Here is a 21,962-nt window from a genome sequence, read left to right as displayed (position 1 = left end):
AAACTGGCCCCGGGAGGTCACATGAGCAAGCAATTCGCATCCGCCGGAGACATGGCGGAAAAGGAAATCTCCTTTACTGAAATCGGCAGGGATCTCTGGGCCTTCACCGCGGAGGGCGACCCGAATTCCGGTGTCATCATCGGTGATGACAGCGTCATGATCATCGAGGCGCAGGCAACACCGCGCCTCGCCGAGAAGGTGATCGAGAAGGTGCGCTCCGTCACCGACAAACCGATCACGCATCTGGTTCTGACCCACTATCACGCCGTGCGCGTTCTGGGCGCGTCCGCCTATGGCGCACAGAACATCATCATGAGCGAAAAGGCCCGCTCCATGGTCGCCGAACGCGGCAAGGAGGACTGGGCGAGCGAATTCGAGCGCTTCCCGCGTCTCTTCCAGGGCCATGAGAGCATTCCGGGCCTGACATGGCCGACCACGACTTTCAACGATCGCATGACGGTCTATCTCGGCAAGCGCCGGGTCGACCTGATGTTTCTTGGCCGTGCGCACACGGCGGGAGATATCGTCGCCTATGTGCCCGACGCCAATGTGATGTTTACCGGTGACATCGTCGAATATCACTCGGCCTGCTATTGCGGTGACGGCCATTTTGGCGACTGGCCCGGCACGCTGGAACAGATCCGGAAGTTCGATCTCGATGCCATCGCGCCGGGCCGGGGTGATGCGCTTGTCGGCTCCGACATGGTCAACGCGGCGCTGGATTCCACGGCGGATTTTGTCCGGTCCACATATGAGCCGGTGGCGAAGGTTGCCAAACGGGGCGGATCACTCAAGGAAGCCTGGGAAGCGTGCCGCGCTGCCTGCGATGCCAAGTTCAAGGACTACGCCATCTACGAGCACTGCCTGCCGTTCAACGTTGCCCGTGCCTATGACGAGGCGCAGGACATCGACACGCCGCGCATCTGGACAGCGGAGCGGGATGCGAAGATGTGGGCGGACCTGCAGGGCTGACCCGTGACTGCATTTCTTGAACATCTCAGCCTGATGGCCCGCAACAATGCCTACGCCAATGAACGGCTCCATGAGGCCTGTTGCACTCTCTCGCAAAGCGCATTCGAGGCGGAGAGGACAAACTTCTTTCCGTCCCTTCGCGAGACCCTCAACCATATCTGGGAGGTCGATCGTTACTATCTCGATGCGCTGTGCGAGCAAGGCAAGGGACTGACCGTATACGAGACCCCGCATCTTGAAACGGCGGACGAGCTCAAGGCGGCGCAGGCAATGGAAGATCAAAGGCTCATCCGGTTCTGCGACGGATTGAAGGAATCGGATCTGGAAAGAACCGTTCTGCATGAAAGAGGCGCGAACGGTGCACACCAGGAAACGATCGGCGCGACGCTTCTGCACCTTTTCCAGCATCAGGTCCATCATCGCGGCCAGGTGCATGCCATGCTGGCCGGAACCGGCTTGAAACCGCCGCAGCTGGACGACTTCTTTCTTGAGTTTGGCCGCCATCCGGTGGCGGAAAAACATATGTGACGCGTGAGCTGGGAGGTTCATCTGTGACGAAGCTTTTCGAAGTGCCGCTTTACCCCTACAGGCACAGCCCGGATCAGGATGCGCCTGCGCCCGTCCGTCATCCGGTCGTCATCATCGGCGCGGGGCCGGTCGGTCTGGCCATGGCGATCGATCTGGCGCAGGCGGATGTCCCGGTTCTTGTCCTGGACGACAACGACAAGGTGAGCGTCGGCTCGCGCGCGATCTGTTTCGCCAAACGGTCACTGGAGATTTTCGACCGGCTCGGCTGCGGCGACCAGATGGTTGAAAAGGGCGTCGTCTGGAACCTCGGCAAGGTCTATTTCGGTGACCGGCAGGTCTATAATTTCGACCTGTTGCCCGAAGCCGGTCACAAGCGGCCGGCCTTCATCAATCTTCAGCAATATTACTGCGAGCTTTATCTCGTCGAACGCATCAGGGCGCTGCAGGCGGAGGGAAAGCCGGTCGAGATCCGTGGCGGCAACCGGGTTGAAAACCTGCACCAGTATGACGACCACACACTTGTCACGATCGAAACGGCGGAGGGCGCCTACAATCTGGAAGCCGACTGGCTGATTGCCTGCGACGGTGCGAATTCCCCGGCGCGCCGGATGCTCGATCTCGATTTCGTCGGCCGTGTCTTCGAGGACAATTTCCTGATTGCCGATGTCGTCATGAAGGCGGATTTTCCGACCGAGCGCTGGTTCTGGTTCGATCCGCCTTTCAACAAGGACCAGTCCGCGCTGCTCCACAAACAGCCCGACGGGGTCTGGCGCATCGATCTCCAGCTCGGCTGGGACATCGACAAGGAAAAGGAAAAGAAGCCAGAAAACGTCATTCCCCGCCTGAAGCAGATGCTCGGCGAGGAAGTGGAATTCGATCTGGAGTGGGTGTCGATCTACACGTTCCAGTGCCGCCGCATGGAGCAGTTCCGGCATGGCCGGGTTGTCTTCGCCGGTGACAGTGCGCATCAGGTCTCGCCTTTCGGCGCGCGCGGTGCCAATTCCGGTTTTCAGGACGCCGATAATCTCGGCTGGAAGCTCAAACTGGTACTTGACGGCAAGGCACCGGAAACATTGCTCGACAGCTATACCTTCGAACGCGAGCACGGCGCGGACGAGAACATCCTGCAAAGTTCCCGCTCGACGGATTTCATCACGCCGAAATCGGAAATGAGCAGGATCTTCCGGGATGCGGTTCTCGATCTCTCCGAGCACTACGAGTTCGCGCGTCCGCTGGTCAATTCCGGACGGCTGTCCGTGCCTTGCGTTTATGACGGGTCCCCGCTGAACGGTCCCGATGCTGAAACGCTTCCAAACCGTACCCGGCCCGGAAGTCCCGCCGTCGATGCGCCGATGGGCGATGACTGGCTTCTGCAAAGGCTCGGCGGTTCTTTCACTCTGCTGGGCATCGGTGCAAATGTTCCTGAAGAAATTGAAATGGGCGGGATTGTCGTCAAAGGCGTTTCGATCCCGGGCGATGCGGTCAGTATGGAACTGAAGGAACGCTATCTGGGGACATCCGGCAAGGCGTTCTATCTGATCCGTCCTGATCAGCACATTGCCGCACGGTGGCTCGATTATGCCGAAGAAGAGCTCGTGGCAGCCCTGAAAACCGCGATGGGATGGTAAGAAAATGACACCTGACTTAACCGCACCGAAACTGGAAACACCGGATGCGTTTTATGCGGACCTGCTTGCAGCGCACGAAGGCCTTACGAAGGCGGAGAGCGATGCCTGCAATGCGCGTCTCATCCTCCTGATGGCCAATCATATTGCGGACAACGAGGTTTTGCGGGAGCTGTTGGACGCTGCAAAGAGGCGGTAACACGCCAATCCGGTTGTCTCAATCTACAGGCCCGGTTTGCCGCCATCGAATCGCAGGTCTCTATGCGCATCTAAAATCAGGGGTTGTGCAATTGATCAATTCAATTCCCTCATCGGGCATTTCTATTTATTTTAGGGATGGAGGCTTCTGACAATTTTTCCGAGTATCCGCTTGCAACAAAATGGATTTTCAGCCTCGATTTATTTTACCTTGAAGCTCAGTCCCAAGGATTTGTTTTCTTCATCAATTGTTTATCCGGTCCGGCACTTACTCGTTGAAAGTGTTGGGGGATACGATGTCCAGGTTACTTACGCCACTCAAGAACGCACGCTTTGCGACCAAGGTCGGCGGCGGGTTCGTCACCATGATACTTGTAGCTGCCGCGGTCGGGGCCGTCGGTACGGCTGCGATCCTGGGTTTGCGCACCCAGTCTGACATCAGCGCGAAGGCGACTGCCTCAATGGCCGGGTTGCAGCAGGTGGCCCAGGCGCAGGAAGCTTATCTTTCCAGCGGCAGCTCGGAATTGGCGGAAGCGGCCAAAGGCCAGATCGCAAATCTCGAAACCTCGTTGCAGGTTCTGAACGACACCCACGGCGACGGCGCGGCGCAGAACCCGACAACGCAGGCCATTTCATTGGTGGGCCGCCTGGGAACGGAATTCGAGGCTGTCGTCTCCGCCGTTGACAGCCGGCAGGTGCAGATCGACAAGCTGCTGCACTCGGCCCTCGGTCTTGAAACACTGGCCGTCGACATTTCCGGGCAGATGTCAAAGATCAGGCGCGAGGCGGGGGCCGCGGCCAAGAAGGCGTCCGGAACGCGCAACCGGGCTGACAAGGTCGGCCGCATGCTGTCGCACATAGAAGACACATCTTCGGATCTGAGTGCGTCGATCAAGAAGGCCGCCCTGTTTGGTGACCTTCCGGAAACAGACGCCGAAACTGCACGCAAGCAAATCGCAACGCTCGTCAAGACAGCGAAAAAGTCGGCCAAGCTCAAGGTGGACGGTGTTGATCCCGCCAGCCTGAAGGAACTGTCTGCGGCCACGGTCGCAATCTCGGAGCAGTTGCCCGCAGCGGAAGGTTCAGACGGAGCGACCGGTGCCCTCGCAAAGGACACCGCGAAGAAGGTTGCCGCAGATCTAACGGCGCTTCACCTTCAGGCCGCAGAGCTCAGAAAAGCCGTGTACAATGCTGCTGACGAGGCCAAGAAAACAGCTGCGACCGCTCAGTCGAAGCTCGGCATCGTCGATCTCGTGAATGTAAATGCGTCGAAATTCCTGAGCGCTTCTCTGGAAATCCGATCCGCAACCATGGAGTTCTTCGCCGGTTTTGGTTCGATGAGTGCCGACGAGGTCGTCACGCGGATCGGCATCATCACAAACCTCGCCAATACGCTGAAAGCTGACAGTGCAGCCTTTCCCGAAATCGCGGACACGGTTGCCAGGATCGACCAGGAAGTCGTCGCGTTCGAAACCGAATTTGCCGGTATGGTCGCGGCGAAGGAAAATTTTGATCTGAAACGCGAGGCTCTGATTGCAACGTCCGGCGATGTCCGAGACGTTATCACCGGATTGACTGAAGCCCAGTCCTCTGGCGCTTATACCAGGGCGAACACCGCACTCTGGCTCATCGCCTTTGCGCTTGTCACGGCCGTGATTGTCGGCGGGCTGTTGGCCTATGTCGTGTCTCTGGTCATTACCAGGCCGACGCGCGCCTTGACCTCTGCCATGGCACAACTCGCCGATGGCGACACTGATGTCGTCATTCCTGCATCCGACCAGCGCGATGAAATCGGCGACATGAGCAGGACCGTGCAGATTTTCCAGGAAAATGCGCGGGACCGTGTGCGGCTGGAACAAGAGACCAAGGCGCATCAGCAGGACCAAAGCGCACGCCAGTCGGAAATCGAGAACCTGATCGAGGGTTTCCGTCAGGAAGTGCAGGAGCTTCTCGGCGCAATGGACAAGACAGCCGCAGGCATGTCCGAAACAGCCGAAGCGCTCGGCGGGATTGCCGAGAGCAGTGCCGAACAGGCAAGCGACACGTCGCGCATCAGCGATGATGCCTCCAACAGCGTCGAAAACGTTGCCAGTGCGGCTGAGGAATTGTCCGCCTCGATTGCGGAAATCGGCGATCAGGTCACCCGCTCATCCGAAATTGTCACCAAGGCGACCGGCGCGGTGCACGAGACCAACGGCAAGGTGCAGAACCTTGCGGAAGCTGCGACGAAGATCGGGGAGGTGGTCAGCCTCATTCAGGCGATTGCCGAACAAACCAACCTGCTTGCACTCAATGCGACGATCGAAGCCGCCAGGGCCGGCGAGGCCGGCAAGGGCTTTGCGGTCGTGGCGGCCGAGGTCAAGGAACTGGCAACGCAGACATCCAGGGCGACCGAGGAAATCTCGTCTCAGATCCAGACCATTCAGGAGTCCACGACGGATGCCGCGTCGGCGATCGCGTCCATCTCCGACACGATGGAAGAGGTCAACGGCTACACACAGGGCATCTCGTCTTCCGTTTCCCAGCAGGGAGCCGCAACCAACGAGATTTCGGGCAACGTTCAACGCGCTGCCGAAAGCACGCTTGCCGTGAGAAGCAATATCTCCCGCCTTTCAGAGGCGGTCCAGGAGACAAGACAGGTGTCCGGAAATGTTCTGGCCGCCTCCGGCGATCTCAGCAATCGCAGCAACGATCTGAAGAAGGGCATCGAAACCTTCCTGGAACGCGTCGCCTCCGCGTGACGCGGGCCTCCAAATCAACTCAAGGCGGCTTTCGGGCCGCCTTTTTTGTTCAGTCGAAGCGGATGTCCACGGAGCCGAAGGCGCCGAAATCGGCGTGGATCTCAGATCCAGCGGGGCACTCGACAGGCCTGACAAAACTGCCGGACAGGATCACGTGACCGGGTTCGATTTTCTGCCCGTATCCGGCCATGCGCCGGGCAAGCCAGGCGACACTTTCAGCCGGATCGTTCAACACGCCCGCGCCAAGACCGGTTTCCTCGATCTCGCCGTTGCGGAACACAAGCGCTCCAACCCAGCGAAGATCAAACGCATCAGGGGCGTGGCGTTCCCTTCCAAGAACAACACCCGCATTTGCCGCGTTGTCGCTGATCGTGTCATGGACCGTTCGGACTTTCCCTGTTTCGGGGTCCGCGCGCAGAATACGCGTATCGAGGATCTCTATGGCCGGGACGACATGTCCTGTCGCCGTCAGGACATCGTCGCGGGTCACGCTTTCCCCGCCGAGCTCCGATTTCATCACGAACGCGATCTCGGTCTCGATGCGCGGCTGGATGAACCGCCCTTCCGGCACGGTCGTACCGTTCTCGAACGCCATGTCGTCGAACAGGATGCCGCTGTCCGGGATATCGATTTTCAATGCTGACTGCATCGCTTTCGAAGTCAGGCCGATCTTCCAGCCGATGACATGCCGGCCTTCGGCGAGTTTTTGCGCATGGATCGCATTCTGGATCGCGTAGGCGTCGTCCATGCCGATGTCAGGATGGCGCAGGGACAGGAGGCCGATCTGCCGTCCTGATCTTTCCGCTTCCAGGAGATCTGCGGCCGCGCGGGCATGGTCTTCAGGTGTCATGTCTCGTCCTCGACGCCGTTCCGCAAGATACCGATGCCCTCAACCTCGATTTCAACTGTGTCGCCCGGCTTCAGATAGCGGGGCGGATCGAAGCGCGCACCGGCTCCAGTCGGTGTTCCCGTCACGATGATGTCTCCGGGTTGCAGCGTCATGAACGTCGAGATGTAGGCGATTTCCTCGCGGATCGGGAACATCATGCGCTTGAGATAGTCATCCTGGCGGACTTCGCCGTTGACCCGGGTGACAATCCGCGCCTCGTCCAGTTGGGCCGCGTCCGAAAACGGGACCAGCCAGGGCCCCATTGCACCGGACCGGTCCCAGTTCTTGCCCTGGGTGACGTTGAACTTGGCGTGGCGCACCCAGTCGCGGATGGTGCCCTCGTTGCACAGCGTCAGCGCTGCAATGTGATCGTAGGCATCCTCGGCCCTGATCCGTCTGCCCGCTTTCCCGATCACGATCGCGACTTCGCCCTCGTAGTCGAGCGTGTGGTTTTCCGGTGGCCTGATAAGCGGGCGGTCGTGCCCGGTGAAGCCGCTCGCGAAACGTGGAAATAAAGACATGTATCTCGGCTGCGCGCTGCCATCCTTGTATTCGGCATTCCGGTCTGGAAAGTTGACGCCGACGCAAAGGATCCGCGGAGCGTTCGGCAGGACCATTTCATAAGCGTAGTCGGTATGGGTGATGTCGTGCACCTTCGCCGCTTCCTTAAGGGACGCCAGCCCACCGGCTGCAACGGCGTCATAGAGCGTCGGCCACTGCGGGAAGTGCGGCGAGAGCGCAATCATGCCCGAGGACGCGACGGCCCCGTAGTAGGTTTGGCCGCCTGATGAAAAGGTCGCAAAATTCACGCTGTCTTCCTCCAGACATCTTCAATGACGTCTCCGGCCATCATGACATCTTCCCGCGTCGTATCGAATTGACCGACCTGAAACCGAATGACCTTGCGGCCGTCAAAGGCACCCTGGGTGATGTAGATGCGGCCGTCATCGTTGAGGGCATCCACGAGGCGTTGCTGGTTGCTGTCATCTCCGGGGCACCGGAATGAAAACAGGCTCAGGATGGGCTCCGTCACGATCTCAAACCCCTCCATGCCCCGAATGTGTTCGCAGAGCTCGCAAGACCAACTGACGTGATTGCGGATGCGCTGACGCAGACCCTCAAGACCGTAGGACCGGATCAGAAACCAGATCTTCAACGCCCGGAACCTTCGCCCGAGAGGAATGGTCCATTCGGAGTAGTTGGTGACCGCATCGCCCGACGTCTTGAGGTATTCGGGCTCGATCTTGAGCGTGTTGAGCTGCGGCTGAGGGTCGGCCAGGAACTGGATCGAGCAGTCGAACTGGGCGCCGAGCCACTTGTGCGGATTGAAGACGATGCTGTCATATCCGTCCACGCCCTGCCAGAACTCTGCGCGCAGCTCCGGGCAGATCATGGCGGCACCGGCCCAGGCCGCGTCGAGATGCGTGTAGAGATCGTGTTCGCGCGCGACGTCGAGAACCGGACCGAGCTCATCCGACGCGCCGACCCCGGTGCCGCCGGTGATCGCGATGATGCCTGCCGGTGTGTGACCGGCGTCGAGATCGTCGGCGATTACTTTTCGCAATGCATCCACGTCAAGTGCATAGCGCGGGCCGGTCGTGGGCAGTTTAACCAGGTTTTCCTGGCCGATGCCGGCAACCCAGCAGGCCCGGTCGATGGAGCTGTGCACCTGGTCGGAGCAGTAGATGCGCAGGTTTCCCTTCGCGCACAGGCCGTCCCGGTTGCCGGTGTAACCCGTCGCGCGCTCGCGCATCGACAGGACCGCAGACAGCGTCGCGGAGGATGCGCTGTCCTGGATGACGCCGGTATAGCCCTCCGGCAGTCCAAGAGCCTGCCGCAGCCAGTCGACCATGACACCTTCCATTTCCGTTGCCGCGGGCGATGTCTGCCAGAGCATGCATTGTGCCGCTATCGTTGTGACCAGCATCTCCGCGAGCATGGATGGAGGCGCGGCATTCGCGGAGAAATAGGCGAAAAAGCGCGGGTGTTGCCAGTGGGTGATGCCCGGCATGACGATGCGCTCGAAATCGGACAGAACGTCTTCCATCGCCTCGGCGGTCTCTGGCGGTTTCGGGGGCAGTTGGGCTGCGATTTCACCCGGGGACGTCTGCGCACGAACCGGGCGCTCCGGCAGGGTCTTGTGATAGTCCGCTGCCCAGTCCGAGATATGTTTGCCCCAGTGGGCGAACGCGTCCCAGTCCATGAATTCCTCCTCAAGGGCCTGTGAATCGATCGGTCGATTATGACCGGATATCAGGGCGCGACAATCGGCTGGGCGGCAAGGCTGGACGCCTGAGTCTCCGCTCCCTCGAAAACGGAGCCTTCCTCGAACCAGCTTTTCGGTGCCGGCGCCCCCCAGAGCGTCTGGCGCTGCGGATCCTTGAGGTCCCATTTGATCGGTTCCAGATCCGGATCGACGGTCTGATAGTCGGAGCAGTAGATTTCGATCCTGTGCCCGTCCGGGTCGCGAATATAGAGAAAGAAAGCGTTTGAAATGCCGTGCCGACCAGGGCCACGCTCGATGTTGTCTACCCAGCCGGTGGTCGACATGAGATCCAGGAGATCGATGATGTTGAGTGGCGTCGGCACCCAGAATGCCGTGTGGTGCAGGCGCGGTCCCTTGCCGTTGGTAAAGGCAATGTCGTGCACACCGCCCTTGCGGTGCGTCCAGGCCGCCCAGAGCCGGCCGGTCTCCTCGTCTTCGGTGTACTCGGTCACGCGGAAACCGAGTTCGTTGTAGAAGGCGACGGACTCGTCCACATTCGGCGAAAAGCAGTTGAAGTGATCGATCCGCAGCGGCTTCACGCCGCGATAAAGTGCATATTGCTGATGGATCGGGGGCAGGCGGTCCATCTTTGCGTAGAACTCCAGCGGAACGCCGTGCGGATCGCGGGTCCTGAACGTCCGTGACTGATAGGGCCGCTCCACCCACTCAACGGGCAGGCCCTTGTCTTGAAAGAAATGCGCCGCCTTGTCGAGACTGTCTTCATCGTAGACCTTGAACCCCAGATCGCGGGCGCAGGCTTCGGAGGACTTTCGCAAAACGATGCAGTGGTGGCCACGTTCCTCCATCGCGCGCAGATAGATGGCATCGGCGCTCTCATCGGTCACCTGCAATCCAAGCGTATCGACATAAAAAGCCCGGCTCTTGGCGAGATCCGTGACCGCCAGCTCAACGTGGCTGAGGCGCACGATGTTGAAGGGCGGATAAAGGTTGGGGGCTGGGATCGGCATGTTCCTGTCCTGTCGGGTATCGGTTGTGGGGCACAGGGTTTGTTGGTTTGCGAATTGATGCTTCAAGCGCCAAGACGCGGTATCTTGTGGTGGCCGGTGGCAAAGGCGACGTTTTTCTGTTCCATGTAGAACTCGAACGACCAGTCCCCTCCGTCGCGGCCGATGCCGCTTGCCTTGACGCCGCCGAACGGGGTCGGCAGGTGGCGGACATTTTCCGAGTTTACCCAGATCATGCCCGCTTCAAGCGCGTCGGTGAAGCGGAGTGCGCGGGTCAGGTCGTTGGTCCACACATAGCCCGTCAGGCCGTATTGCACATCATTGGCAAGGCTGAGCGCATCGTCCTCGTCCTTGAAGCGAATGCTAGTGAGCACAGGCCCGAAGATCTCCTGCTGGGCGATGTCCATTGCGTTGTTCGCATGTGTAAAAAGCGTCGGCCGCACGAAATAGCCGGTGCCGCCAACCCTTGATCCGCCGGCGGCAACGGTTGCCCCGTTCTTTTGCGCAATCTCGAAAAAACCGGTGACCTTGTCGAAATGGGTCTTGTGGATCAGCGGGCCAACTTCCGTTTGCGGATCAAGCGGATGACCGACCCGGATGGCATCGACCCGCTCGATCAGTCTGGCTTCGAAGGCGTCTGCGATGCTCTCCTGCACGAGAAGACGGGACGACGACGTGCAGCGTTCGCCGTTGAGCGAATAGATCATGAAAATCACCGCATCGAGCGCGCGGTCCAGATCGGCGTCGTCGAAAACGACGACAGGGTTCTTGCCGCCGAGTTCGAAATGAACGCGCTTCAGGGTGTCCGCGCCCTGCTTCATGATCATTGACCCGGTGCGGCTCTCGCCGACAAAGGCGATGGCCTTGATATCAGGATGCTCGGTCAGGGCCTTTCCGGCCTCTTCTCCCAACCCGTTGACGAGGTTCCAGACACCCTTGGGCAATCCGGCCTCTTCCGCGATTTCCATGAGAATGCGGGCGGTCAGGGGAGAAAACTCCGCCGGTTTGTGAACGACGGTGCATCCGGCGGCGAGCGCAGGTGCGATCTTCCATGTCGACAGCATGAACGGCGTGTTCCAGGGCGTGATCACCCCGACCGGCCCGATGGGGACACGTGTCGTGACATTCATGAGGGTCGGCGAGGGCAGGGACTGCCCATCCCGTGCAGCCGGGGCCTTGTCCGCGAAGAACCGGAAGTTTTCCGCACCGCGCAGGGCCGCTTTCGACATGAAACGCAGGGCCTGGCCGGTGTCCCAGCATTCGCAGAGCGCGATTTCTTCTGCCCGCTCAACTATCTTGTCTGCGATCCTGTGAAGGATTTTCCTGCGTTCTCCGGCCGCCATGTCCCGCCAGGCAGGGAAGGCTGCCTTGGCCGCCTTGGCAGCAGCATCAATATCGGCAACTCCGCCCCTGGCCACACTGCAGATCAGGCTTTCATCAACAGGTGAACGGGTTTCGAATGTCTCACCTGAAAGGCTGGCACATGCGCTTCCGTTGATCTGGTTGAGGATCCCTGTCTCCTTGAAACGGGCAAGATATCCGTCCAGCTTTTCGATGTTTTTCTGCAGGTCAGACATGGTTCACGCAGTCCCCATATGTTCGCGTATGGTGCCCGTCTTGGGCGACAGGTCCGGATCGATGTCGCGCATTTCCAGGGAAAGCGCGAGAGAACTTGTTTCAAGAACCGGCTTCAGAAAATCCTGCGCGGCTTGGAACAGGCGCTTCACCGCATCTTCCTTTACCTCTTGCGGCCTTCCGGCGCGCAGACGGACCGAAATGTCGATAAAGGCATGTTTCGGGTCGCCGTCCGCGATGCTGAAATGATCGGCCCTCAATGCGCGAACCCGGATCCCCGGAGCCGGAAAGGCCTCGATACCGGCGGCCTCCGCGCGCAGGGCCTCGCACAAGGCCTGGATGTCCGTCCTTTCGTCCAGGTTGGCGGAATACTCGATGGTGATGTGCGGCATCGGATTTCCTTAACAAGATAATATTTGCGATGTTAAATATATAAAGTCGAAAATGTCAAACTTTTTGTGTCTACTTGGGTCAAGAATCGTTATGAGCCGGACATGACCGACGACATGGACAAAATGGGCGGCCGCGCGCTGCCGTCGACAAAACGCTCCGTTCCGATCGCACTCATTCGCGCGCGCGAAAAGGTCATGGGTCCCATTCGCGAGATGCTGTCCGATTCAGGCATCACCGAGCAGCAGTGGCGCATCTTGCGCGTTCTGGAGGAGTTCGGTCCGCAGGACGCCTCTTCACTGGCCGAACGTGCCTGCCTGTTGCTTCCAAGCCAGACGCGGATCGTGCAGACCCTGCTGGAAAAGGGTTTCGTCACCCGGCAGGCGGACGAGAAGGACAGGCGCAAACAGACCGTCGCCATCACCGAGGCCGGCCGGAAGATCATCCTCGACAAGCTGGACGAAGCGCAGGCGATTGCCGCCCGGATCGAGGACGTCATCGGCAAGAAGCGCCTGTCCGAGCTATTGGATATCCTGGACGACTTCCAGAAGCTGTGATTTGCATCAGCCAGCCGCCGCCAGTCCCCTGTCGAGCGCCGTGAGGATCGTCTCCACATGCGCTTCGCTCAGAACGAGGGGAGGCGACAGGATGATGTTATTGCCCGAAACGCGGATCATGGCGCCGTTGTCGTAAGCGGTGCGGTGAACCTTGCCGATCGTGGCCTTGTCGATCGGAGCCTTGCTCGCCCGGTCGGAAACGAGTTCAAGCGCGCACATCAGCCCGTGGCCGCCGCGAACGTCGCCGATCAGCTCGTGTTTCATGTACAGCTTTCTCAAACCCTCGAACAGCTGCTTGCCGCGCGCTGCGGCATTGTCCTTGACGTTGAGCCGTTCGGTTTCCTTCAGGCAGGCTATCGCTGCGGCCGCGCCAACCGGGTGGCCGGAATAGGTGTAGCCGGACCCGATCGCGCCTTTGCCTGAGGCATCGTTTTCGAATGCTTCGGCCACGCTGTCCGAAACCATGACGGCACCGAACGGGAAATAGCCGTTGGTGATCGCCTTGGCGCAGCACAGAAGATCCGGCTGGACGCCCCAGTGCCGCGCGCCGGTCCAGCTTCCCGTGCGCCCGAAAGCGGTGATGACTTCGTCGGATATCAGCAAAATGCCGTGTTTCGAACAGATCTCGCGGACGCCGGGCATGAAACTTTCATGCGGCGGGATGACCCCGCCCGCCCCGAGAATCGGCTCCATGATGAAGGCGGCAATCGTGCCCGGGTCCTGGAACCTGATTTCGTCTTCAAGGGCGGAGAGGCAAAGCTGGGCGAGCTTTTCCGGATCCGTTTCGTTGAAGGGATTGCGGTAGGCATAGGGCGAGGGGATGTGGTAGCAGCCGGGCATCAGCGGCTCGTAGGCGGTGCGGAAATTGGCATTCCCGTTGACCGAAGCGCCCATCGTGTGGGTGCCGTGATAGCCTTTCTTGAGGCTGAGAAACTTGACGCGGCCGGCTTCGCCGCGAAGCTTGTGGTACTGGCGCGCCAGCCGCAGCGAGACCTCGACACTGTCCGATCCGCCCGATGTGAAAAAGGCCCGGCTCAACCCGTCGGGCTCGAAGAAATCCTTCAGCATCATGCTCAGTTCAATCACCGCGTCATTGGTCGTGCCGCGGAAGATCGAGTAATAGGGCAGCTTGTCCAACTGCTCGGATATGGCCCGTTTTACCGGTTCGCAGGAATAACCGAGATTGACGTTCCAGAGCCCGCCGACCGCGTCGACCACTTTTCTGCCGTCGACATCCACAATTTCCACGCCGTCGCCGCCGACAATGATGTCGGGCGGGTTCGCCAGGCTGTCAGCCGGATGTGCCATCGGATGCCACAGGTGGCGGGCGTTGTTTTCCTTCAGGAAATTGGCTTCCTTCATTGCGGAACTCCTTTAGCTGGATGACAGGGCGAGCAGGCGCAGGGCGTCTGCGAAAGAGGCGGCGGGATCAAGCACGTCGAAATGCACGGTCTGCATACCGGCGGCATCGGCTCCGGCGATGTTGCGCAACTGATCGTCGACGAAGACACAGGCGGGTGCAGGCAGGTCCAGTTCCTTCAGGCAGAGCGCGTAAGCGCGCGGATCGGGCTTCAGGATCTTGGTGTAGGTGGCATCCACGATCACGTCGAAGTCTTTCAGAAAGGGCAGTTTTTCTCGGAAGTCCGCGCCATAGAACAGGTCAAGTTCATTGGACAGGATAGCGAGTTTCTTGCCGGCTTTCCGGGCACAGTCTATTGCCGCCAGAGCTTCCGGGCGCATGACGGCCTCCGGCTCTGCTCCTCGGGCCGCCTTGACGAAATCCGACATTTCGGTCCAGGGCCGTCCCGTCAGCCTTGCCACGTCTTCGGTACGTTTGCTCCAGTAGTCACGCTCGGAAATGTCGTCCGCCTGCATCGATTGCCAGAGCGGATCGGTCTGGGGATCGAAAGGCCCTTTCCAGGTGAGCGTTCCGCCCGGCAACCCAAGTGCCTTTTCGGTCAGATCATGGGTCTCGAACAGCGTCCGCGTCACAACGCCGCCGAAATCGAGAACGAGGGCTTCGGCTTCAGGCAGCATCGGTCCAGATCCTCTTCAAGTGCGCCGGAACCAATCCGCCGAGCTTGTCGGTCACCTCCGCTGCGGTTTCGGGCAATGCGTCCCTTATCCTGCGTTTCATGTCGTCCGTCATCCGGAGGGTCGGCACCGCGACCGCGATCGTTCCAATTGCCTCCTGCTGATCTCCAAACAGCGGTGCCGCGAAGGAGGACACGTCCGTCTCAAAGCCCTGGTCGACAAACGCGATGCCGCGACCGCGCACGTCATCAACAATCTCGCTGAGCCGCGCAGGGTCTGTGATCGTGTAAGCGGTGTTTGCCGGCAGATCATCTTTCAGCACGTCGGGCAGCAGGTGCTCCGGGCCGAAGGCCAGCATGGCATGACCGGACGCGGTTGCGTGAAGCGGGAGCAGCTCTGCCTCGTCGAAATAAACCCTTGTGCCGTGGATCAGGGCATCGTGGTGGATGAGCGGTGAGAGATGCAGCCCTTCTCTCAGTGAGACATGCACCAGTTCACCGAGCTCCGATGCCAGTCTTTCCACGATGGGAGCGACGATGGTCCGTGCGGGGAAAAGCCGTTCGCGCACGGCAGCCAGCCGGAGGATTGCCGGGCCCAGCCTGTAGCCGCGCGTGACCGGGTTCTGCTCCAGGAAACCGTTGGCCGCCAGCTCGATCAGATGCCGGTGGACGGTTGCCTTGTCCTGTCCGCTCAGGGTCCTGAACTCGGTCAGCCCGATCTCCGCCCGGCCCGGGCAGAAGTGGTTCAGAAGGTTGAGTGCTTTGGTGATGGTGCCCATCGGTTTTCCGGCCTGCTTCCTGTCCTGTTTGGCAAGCATTTCAGCGTCGCCGACGGTGAGGTGATGCATTTATCTTGACAGATAGTTACAAATGAAACAATAATTATTTTGCGACCAGAGGTTCATTATTTGAACCAATGGTCGGAGCGAGAATATCCCTGTTGCCGTGTGATTAGAGGTTGACATATATTTATTTAATATGACAACTTTTAACAAAGCAAATAAAAAATCATCGAGACCGGTCGGCAAGACCGGCGGAAAAAACCAGATGAGGGACCAGCAAATGAGAAAGCATGCAATTGCCCTGACTGCGGCAAGCCTGATGAGCGTCACCGTTGCTTTGGCCGACTATCCGGAAAAGCCCGTTTCTTTCATTGTTCCGTGGCCTCCAGGTGATCTGGAGGACGTCCTGACCCGGCTGATCGCAGACGAGTTTCAGGAAATGTACGGCGTTCCGGCAGCGGTCGTGAACAAGCCGGGCGGCGGCGGTGGCCCGTTCCCGGGCGCAGTCGAGGTCGCGACGGCACCGGCAGATGGCTACACCATCGGCTCCTTTGTTCCTGCCGTTCCGATTGCCGGTGAGCTGATCGGAATTCCGGAACTGACGCCCAACCCGTTTGAGCCGGTCGGCATTTTCATGACCTACCCCTTCGTCATTGCTGCAGGCAGCGACGCGCCTTATTCCACCTGGGAAGAGCTGGTCGCCTACGCCAAGGAAAACGATGTCGCTCTGGGTCATTTCGGTTCGGTCCTGCCGCCTTCGCGCATTACCCTGGCGCTTGCCGCTTCCTCGGACTTTGACTTCGGCAGCGACGCGGCCTTCGATGAGCTGAACTGCAACACGCTGGCTTCCGGCGATGTCGACGTGATCAACACCACCTTGCAGCAGGTCCTGCCGTGCAAGGATGATCTGAAGATCCTGGCAAGCATCGGCACGGAAAGGATCTCGATCATTCCGGATGTGCCAAGGGTCTCCGAACTCAACCCGGATCTTGATGTCGCGCTCTGGAACGGTCTGTTCGTGCACAAGGACGTACCGGCCGACGCACGTGCAAAAATCGAAACTGCGGCCAAGGCAGCGCTTGAGAAGCCGGAAGCCCAGAAGCTGATCGGTGAGACCGGCGTGCTGATCTACTGGCAGGACGCGGACGCGTCCAACGCCCAGATTGCCTCCGACAAAGAGGTCAACGGCAAGATCGCCGAACTGCTCGGCGAATAAGCCACTCCTCCGTCCGGGCGGCGCATGTTGCCGCCGCCCGGCAATTGCAAGGCAAGGGTTGGGGTCGATGGCGCATATCAAGACACTTCAGGAACTGTTCCGGCGGCACAGGCGTCCCGGGGACATTGTCTTTGCACTCCTGTTTCTGGCGTTTTCCATCTTTCTGCTGTCGCAGGTCTATGGCGAGACGTCCTGGGTCAAGCGCACGAAGTGGTTCGCGCAGCCGCGTTTCTGGCCGGCCGTATCACTGATTTTCATGACCTTCTTTGCGCTGCTCCACTTTGTCGGCTCGTTGTGTTCGCCGCGCATCCTGGGGCGATGGATGGAGGTCGTCTTCTGGCTGCGGTCGCTGGAGTTCGTTCTCTATTTTCTTCTGTATGTCGCGATCGTGCCCTTGCTCGGCTATCTGCCGTCGACGGTCCTGTTCACCTGCTTTCTGACCGTGCGGGTCGGACTGGCAACGCCCCGCTTTCTGCTGGCGTCAAGCGTGTTTGCCATCTGCGTCGCCGTGATTTTCCGGGCGTTTCTGCAGGTCAAGATTCCCGCCGGACAGCTCTACGAGGCTTTTCCCGATCCACTCAAAGCCTTCGCGCTGACCTACCTGTGAGGTGACGATGGAAACGTTCCTTTCAAGCCTCGCCATCCTGTCTCAGTGGCAGGTTCTGGTCGCCCTGCTTCTGGGTTCGATCGGAGGGGTCATCATCGGTGCGCTTCCCGGCGTCGGTGCGGCGGTTGCCATCGCCATTCTTCTGCCGGCGACTTTCGCCTTTGAGCCGATCGTCGGACTGACGCTGATGCTCGGCGTCTACGGATCGTCCATGTATGGCGGGGCCATTCCGGCGATCCTGATCAACACGCCCGGCACCGCCGTCAATGCGTTGACGACCTATGACGGTTACCCGATGACCAAGCGCGGGGAAGGGCACCGCGCGCTCTCGCTCGCCTATTCCGCTTCCTTCTTCGGCGGAATCTTTTCGGTTGTCTGCCTGATCCTGCTGTCGCCGCTTCTGGCGATGATCGCGCCGCATTTCGGCAGCCGCGAGATTTTCCTGGCAGCCCTTCTCGGGATCATCCTTGTGGTGCTGGCCCATCGCGGTCAGGTCTTTGCCGCCGGGATGCTCGCCTCCTTCGGCATTTTCCTGAGCACCATCGGGCTGGAGCCGGTGAAATACACCAAGCGCTTCACCTTCGACATGACCTGGCTGACCTCCGGCATCAACCTGATCGTCGTCGTGCTTGGTCTGTTTGCGATTTCCCAGGCGCTGCTGCTCCTGGTCGACAAGGATCACAAGCCCGGCAAGGCCCATGTCGATGGCAACCTCTTTTCCGGGCTCAGCGAACTGCTCCGTTTCAAGCGGATCGCGTCCGTCTCGTCCAGTCTTGGGGTGCTCATGGGCATGATCCCCGGCGTCGGCGAATTCACGGCACAGTTCCTGTCCTATACCTACGCGCAGAAGACATCGAAGAAACCGGATGATTTCGGCAACGGGTCGCCCGAAGGGCTGGTTGCCTCCGAGGCTGCCAACAATGCCGTGCCGGGCGCGGCCATGATTCCGCTGCTGGCGCTTGGTATTCCGGGCGAAGCCCTGACCGCGATGATGCTGTCGGTCTTCTACGTCCACAATGTCATTCCGGGACCCCAGCTGTTTCAGGGACAACTCGACTTCGTGATCGCGATCTACATCGCCCTGATCCTCCTCAACGTGATCGTGCTGGCATTCCTGCTGTCATCGACGAACCTGCTCCTGAAGATCATCCAGATCCCGACCCGTTTCCTGGGCGTGATGATCCTGACGCTGTCCTTTGTCGGTGTGTATTCGCTTCGCAACTCCATCACCGACTGCGCGGTAGCCTCTGCCTTCGGCATCTTCGGCCTCATCCTGAAACGGCTCAATCTGCCGATCGTGCCGATCATCCTCGGCATGGTGCTCGGCAGCATCATGGAGGTGAAACTGCGCAGCGCCATGGCACGCGTTAAGTCTCCGCTCGATTTCGTCGACCGGCCGATCGCCGCCATCCTGTTTGCGGTGATCCTGCTCATCCTGATCCTGCACGTCAGGACAGTGATCAGGGAACACAAGTCGCGGCGCGAACAGGAAACGTCAAAGAATTCAGAAGCATCCACGCAGCAAGGATAGGTTCAATGCTGGATCAGAGCGCCATCGACACCCTGCGGAGTGCGGCTATCCCCGATCAGGGTCACGTGATTGACGGCCGCACGGAAGCCGCTCAGACCGGTGAGACGCTGGATGTCGTTTCGCCGATTGACGGCAGGCGCCTATGTAGCATTGCCGCAGGTTCGGCTGCCGACATGGAGCGCGCCATCAGCTCCGCCCGGGCCGCTTTCGAGGACGGGCGCTGGTCGAAGACGGCGCCGGTGCACCGCAAGAAAGTCCTTCATAAGCTTGCCGGTCTGATCGAGAGGGACGCGCTCGCACTGACCGTGCTCGGTGTCCGGGACAACGGCACGGAGATCAACATGGCCTACAAGGCCGAGGCGCTGTCCGCGGCCGCAACGTTCCGCTACTACGCCGAACTCGTCGACAAGGTCTATGGCGAGATTGCGCCGACTGGGAGTAACGTTCTCGGACTTGTGCATCGCGCGCCGGTGGGCGTGGTCGGGGCCATCGTTCCCTGGAATTTCCCGCTGATGATCGGGGCCTGGAAAATCGCCCCGGCGCTTGCAGCCGGAAACGCAGTGGTGCTGAAACCGGCCGAAACCGCGTCGCTCTCGTTGCTCAGGATTGCGGAACTGGCGCTCGAAGCGGGTGTTCCTGAGGGTATCTTTAATGTGGTAACCGGCACTGGTGTTGCGGCAGGCGAAGCACTCGCACTGTCGATGGAGGTCGATGTGCTGGCGTTTACCGGGTCCGGGGCAACGGGACGCCGCCTTTTGACCTACTCGGCACAGTCCAACCTGAAACGTTGCTATCTGGAACTGGGAGGAAAATCCCCGAACATCGTCTTCAATGACGCGCCGGACCTTGCAGAGGCGGCAAAAGTGTCCGCCGCCGGGATCTTCCGCAATTCAGGTCAGGTGTGTGTCGCCGGTTCCAGGCTGCTTGTGCAGGAAGACATTCACGACGACTTTGTGAGCGAGATTTGCAAACATGCCGAGGCTTTCCGTGTCGGCGATCCGCTCGATCTGTCGTCACAGATTGGGGCCGTACACAGCCTGCCGCAGCTGGAAGCGGATCTTCGGTTTGTCGCAACGGCGGAAGAAGAGGGCGCTGACCGGCGCACGGGCGGGGCCAGGATCCTGCAGGAAACCGGCGGCTATTACATGCAGCCGACCGTGATGACCAGCGTCAGGCCGACAGATACGCTTGCCACGAAAGAAGTCTTCGGCCCGGTTCTCGCAGTCACACCTTTCAGGGATGAAGAGGACGCCATCCGGCTCGCCAACGGGACAGAGTTCGGTCTGGCTGCCGGCTTATGGACGCAGAACCTTGGCCGCGCCCACCGCATGATCTCGGCCATTCGCGCCGGCGTCGTCCATGTCAACACCTATGGCGGCGCGGACCTGACCGTGCCGCTCGGTGGCGTCAAGCAATCCGGCAATGGTCACGACAAGTCGCTGCACGCGCTCGACAAGTATCACGACCTCAAGACGGCCTGGATCCAGCTGTGAGGGATGTTGAGACCATGGCTGGAAGCTTACCGCAGCAGCGGCCTGCATCTTCTTCCCCACACATCATGTCCCCAAATGGAGGTGTCAGCATGACCAAAACCATCCTGTCGATCGGCACCTACGATACCAAGAATGCGGAGCTTGAGTTCATTCAATCCTGTATCGAGGAGCAGGGCGGCAGGGTTCTCACGATGGATGTGAGTGTTCTGGGAGATCCTGAAAAACCGACGGATATTTCCAAGCACGACGTCGCGCGTGCCGGTGGCATGACGATCGAACAGGTGATTGCGCAGGGTGACGAGAACAAGGCGTTCCGCGTCATGTCTCAGGGTGCTGCCGATCTTGTTGCGCAGGCCTGGCGGGAGGGCCGGATCGACGGCATGATCGCACTCGGCGGAACAATGGGAACCGACCTTGCCCTGGATTGCGCGCAGGCACTGCCGCTGGGCGTGCCAAAGTTCATTGTCTCAACCGTCAGCTTTTCGCCGCTGATCCCGCCGGATCGGCTCGCGCCCGACATTCAGATGATCCTCTGGGCCGGTGGGCTTTACGGTCTGAACTCGATCTGCAAGTCGTCGCTCGCCCAGGCAGCAGGGGCTGTTCTTGGAGCCGCGAAGGCAGCGCAGCCACCGGACAATTCCAGGCCGCTTGTCGGCATGACCTCACTCGGCTCAAGCTGTTTGAAATACATGAAGACGCTGAAACCTGCGCTCGAGCAGAGAGGCTTTGAGGTCGCGGTGTTTCACTCAACCGGCATGGGTGGCATGGCGTTCGAAAAGCTTGCGAAGGAAGGTGCTTTCTGCTGCGTGATGGATTTTTGCCTGCAGGAATTCGGCAATCTCCTGGCCGGGTCGCTTGTCAGCAGCGGCTCGGACCGGCTGACAAATGCGGGGCGGAGCGGCACGCCCCAGATCGTTGCGCCCGGCGCGCTCGATCTTGTCGACTTTGCCGGCTGGCAGGAGATCCCGCCGGACTATTCGGATCGGCCTTTTCACGAACACAACCGGCTGATCAAGAGTTCTGTCTTCAATGCCGATGAGCGCCGCCGCTGGGTTCATGAATTGGCTGAGCGGCTCGGCAATGCCAGCGGAGAAACGCAGTTTATTCTGCCACTTGGCGGTATCGAGGAATGGGACCGTCCCGGCCAGGAAGCCCACGATCCTGAGGGGCTGGGAGCCTTCATCGAGGAAGCGCGTACCGTCTTGCCGGAGCGGGTTCGGGTTGTCGAGATCGATGCACACATCAACGATGACGCATTCAACGAAACAGCACTCGAAATTTTCGACAAGTGGCTGGAAAACGATGTCGTCGACCGGGGCGCGAACGCAAGCTGACACTGGCGCATGTCCTGACTGGTGTCTTGTCCCGAAAGATCGATCTTTGAGATGGTCATCGGAGAGGCCGGTGGCCGTCTCAAACGATCGTTTGAACAAGTCAAGGCGTCATCAGTTCACTGCCCTCATTTGTTTCCAAAAACGGAAACTATATGGGCTTAGATCTTAATTTACATTCCGAAATCAATTAGTGAGAATGCTCTGAAATGCGAACGCGGTCGGGGGCGACCGTGATGCTTCCCGTCTGGTTGATACGTCAC

Annotated in this window: 20 protein-coding genes; 11 read left to right on the top strand and 9 right to left on the bottom strand. The window is 59.8% G+C overall.

The features are described 5' to 3' along the window. Positions 1 to 21 precede the first annotated feature (21 nt). The 5 genes from RBB49_RS13435 to RBB49_RS13415 all read left to right on the top strand — a co-directional run bounded on the left by RBB49_RS13435 (position 22) and on the right by RBB49_RS13415 (position 6,064). Complete coding sequence (locus RBB49_RS13435; protein WP_306143325.1) at positions 22 to 972, top strand: MBL fold metallo-hydrolase; 951 nt, start codon at positions 22 to 24, stop codon at positions 970 to 972. Positions 973 to 975: 3 nt separating this feature from the next. Beyond that, complete coding sequence (locus tag RBB49_RS13430; RefSeq protein WP_306143324.1) at positions 976 to 1,500, top strand: DinB family protein; 525 nt, start codon at positions 976 to 978, stop codon at positions 1,498 to 1,500. A gap of 23 nt (positions 1,501 to 1,523) precedes the next feature. After that, positions 1,524 to 3,128 carry an FAD-dependent oxidoreductase gene (locus RBB49_RS13425; RefSeq protein ID WP_306143323.1) on the top strand — a complete coding sequence of 535 codons (1,605 nt, stop codon included), beginning with the start codon at positions 1,524 to 1,526 and terminating at the stop codon, positions 3,126 to 3,128. Positions 3,129 to 3,132: 4 nt separating this feature from the next. Continuing rightward, positions 3,133 to 3,324, top strand: a complete 192-nt coding sequence (locus tag RBB49_RS13420; protein WP_306143322.1) for a DUF2783 domain-containing protein — start codon at positions 3,133 to 3,135, stop codon at positions 3,322 to 3,324. A 295-nt stretch (positions 3,325 to 3,619) separates the two neighbouring features. Next, positions 3,620 to 6,064: a methyl-accepting chemotaxis protein gene (locus tag RBB49_RS13415; RefSeq protein ID WP_306143320.1), complete on the top strand. Its 2,445-nt coding sequence runs from the start codon at positions 3,620 to 3,622 to the stop codon at positions 6,062 to 6,064. Positions 6,065 to 6,113: 49 nt separating this feature from the next. Here RBB49_RS13415 and hpaH read toward each other — a convergent pair whose 3' ends face one another. The 6 genes from hpaH to RBB49_RS13385 all read right to left on the bottom strand — a co-directional run bounded on the left by hpaH (position 6,114) and on the right by RBB49_RS13385 (position 12,151). Then, the gene (gene hpaH, locus RBB49_RS13410; protein WP_306143319.1) at positions 6,114 to 6,914 is read right to left on the bottom strand and encodes a 2-oxo-hept-4-ene-1,7-dioate hydratase; all 801 of its coding nucleotides are present in this window, start codon (positions 6,912 to 6,914) and stop codon (positions 6,114 to 6,116) included. Beyond that, positions 6,911 to 7,762: a fumarylacetoacetate hydrolase family protein gene (locus RBB49_RS13405; protein WP_306143317.1), complete on the bottom strand. Its 852-nt coding sequence runs from the start codon at positions 7,760 to 7,762 to the stop codon at positions 6,911 to 6,913. The genes hpaH and RBB49_RS13405 overlap by 4 nt, the downstream gene beginning before the upstream one ends. Further along, a complete protein-coding gene (locus RBB49_RS13400) occupies positions 7,759 to 9,156 on the bottom strand; it encodes a pyridoxal-dependent decarboxylase (protein ID WP_306143316.1) in 1,398 nt (465 codons plus the stop codon). Before RBB49_RS13400 ends, RBB49_RS13405 begins: the two co-directional genes overlap by 4 nt. Positions 9,157 to 9,206: 50 nt before the next feature. Continuing rightward, positions 9,207 to 10,187, bottom strand: coding sequence for a 3,4-dihydroxyphenylacetate 2,3-dioxygenase (gene hpaD / locus RBB49_RS13395; protein ID WP_306143315.1), 981 nt, complete (start codon positions 10,185 to 10,187; stop codon positions 9,207 to 9,209). Positions 10,188 to 10,249: 62 nt separating this feature from the next. Then, positions 10,250 to 11,761: a 5-carboxymethyl-2-hydroxymuconate semialdehyde dehydrogenase gene (gene hpaE, locus RBB49_RS13390; RefSeq protein ID WP_306143314.1), complete on the bottom strand. Its 1,512-nt coding sequence runs from the start codon at positions 11,759 to 11,761 to the stop codon at positions 10,250 to 10,252. Positions 11,762 to 11,764: 3 nt separating this feature from the next. After that, positions 11,765 to 12,151, bottom strand: coding sequence for a 5-carboxymethyl-2-hydroxymuconate isomerase (locus tag RBB49_RS13385; protein ID WP_306143313.1), 387 nt, complete (start codon positions 12,149 to 12,151; stop codon positions 11,765 to 11,767). A 102-nt stretch (positions 12,152 to 12,253) separates the two neighbouring features. On the opposite strand from RBB49_RS13385, the gene hpaR reads away from it, so the two are divergent. Next, positions 12,254 to 12,706 (top strand): homoprotocatechuate degradation operon regulator HpaR, encoded by a 453-nt coding sequence (hpaR, locus tag RBB49_RS13380; protein ID WP_306143312.1) that lies wholly within the window; start codon positions 12,254 to 12,256, stop codon positions 12,704 to 12,706. Positions 12,707 to 12,712: 6 nt separating this feature from the next. On the opposite strand, the gene RBB49_RS13375 is transcribed toward hpaR, so the two are convergent. Genes RBB49_RS13375 through RBB49_RS13365 form a run of 3 tightly spaced genes read right to left on the bottom strand, consistent with a single transcriptional unit; the run spans position 12,713 to position 15,587 of the window. Next, positions 12,713 to 14,068 carry an aspartate aminotransferase family protein gene (locus RBB49_RS13375; RefSeq protein ID WP_306143311.1) on the bottom strand — a complete coding sequence of 452 codons (1,356 nt, stop codon included), beginning with the start codon at positions 14,066 to 14,068 and terminating at the stop codon, positions 12,713 to 12,715. A gap of 12 nt (positions 14,069 to 14,080) precedes the next feature. Beyond that, positions 14,081 to 14,743, bottom strand: a complete 663-nt coding sequence (locus tag RBB49_RS13370; protein WP_306143309.1) for an HAD-IA family hydrolase — start codon at positions 14,741 to 14,743, stop codon at positions 14,081 to 14,083. Further along, entirely contained in the window at positions 14,733 to 15,587 is an 855-nt protein-coding gene (locus RBB49_RS13365) for an IclR family transcriptional regulator (RefSeq protein ID WP_306143308.1), read from the bottom strand. The genes RBB49_RS13370 and RBB49_RS13365 overlap by 11 nt, the downstream gene beginning before the upstream one ends. A gap of 214 nt (positions 15,588 to 15,801) precedes the next feature. Here RBB49_RS13365 and RBB49_RS13360 point away from each other — a divergent pair, with 214 nt between their 5' ends. The 5 genes from RBB49_RS13360 (at position 15,802) to RBB49_RS13340 (ending at position 21,702) form a co-directional block, all read left to right on the top strand. After that, the gene (locus tag RBB49_RS13360) at positions 15,802 to 16,737 is read left to right on the top strand and encodes a tripartite tricarboxylate transporter substrate binding protein (protein ID WP_306143307.1); all 936 of its coding nucleotides are present in this window, start codon (positions 15,802 to 15,804) and stop codon (positions 16,735 to 16,737) included. A gap of 67 nt (positions 16,738 to 16,804) precedes the next feature. Further along, a complete protein-coding gene (locus RBB49_RS13355; protein WP_306143306.1) occupies positions 16,805 to 17,344 on the top strand; it encodes a tripartite tricarboxylate transporter TctB family protein in 540 nt (179 codons plus the stop codon). A 7-nt stretch (positions 17,345 to 17,351) separates the two neighbouring features. Continuing rightward, on the top strand, positions 17,352 to 18,875 hold the full coding sequence (locus RBB49_RS13350; RefSeq protein ID WP_306143305.1) for a tripartite tricarboxylate transporter permease: 1,524 nt from the start codon (positions 17,352 to 17,354) through the stop codon (positions 18,873 to 18,875). Between the two features lie 5 nt (positions 18,876 to 18,880). Continuing rightward, a complete protein-coding gene (locus RBB49_RS13345; protein ID WP_306143304.1) occupies positions 18,881 to 20,368 on the top strand; it encodes an aldehyde dehydrogenase in 1,488 nt (495 codons plus the stop codon). An 89-nt stretch (positions 20,369 to 20,457) separates the two neighbouring features. Further along, the gene (locus RBB49_RS13340) at positions 20,458 to 21,702 is read left to right on the top strand and encodes a Tm-1-like ATP-binding domain-containing protein (protein ID WP_306143303.1); all 1,245 of its coding nucleotides are present in this window, start codon (positions 20,458 to 20,460) and stop codon (positions 21,700 to 21,702) included. Positions 21,703 to 21,962: the final 260 nt, after the last annotated feature.

This window comes from Roseibium sp. MMSF_3412, assembly GCF_030733265.1.
Taxonomy (GTDB): Bacteria; Pseudomonadota; Alphaproteobacteria; order Rhizobiales; family Stappiaceae; genus Roseibium.
The sequence above is the reverse complement of the archived record's forward strand: the minus strand, read 5'-3'. Positions and strand labels throughout refer to the sequence as shown.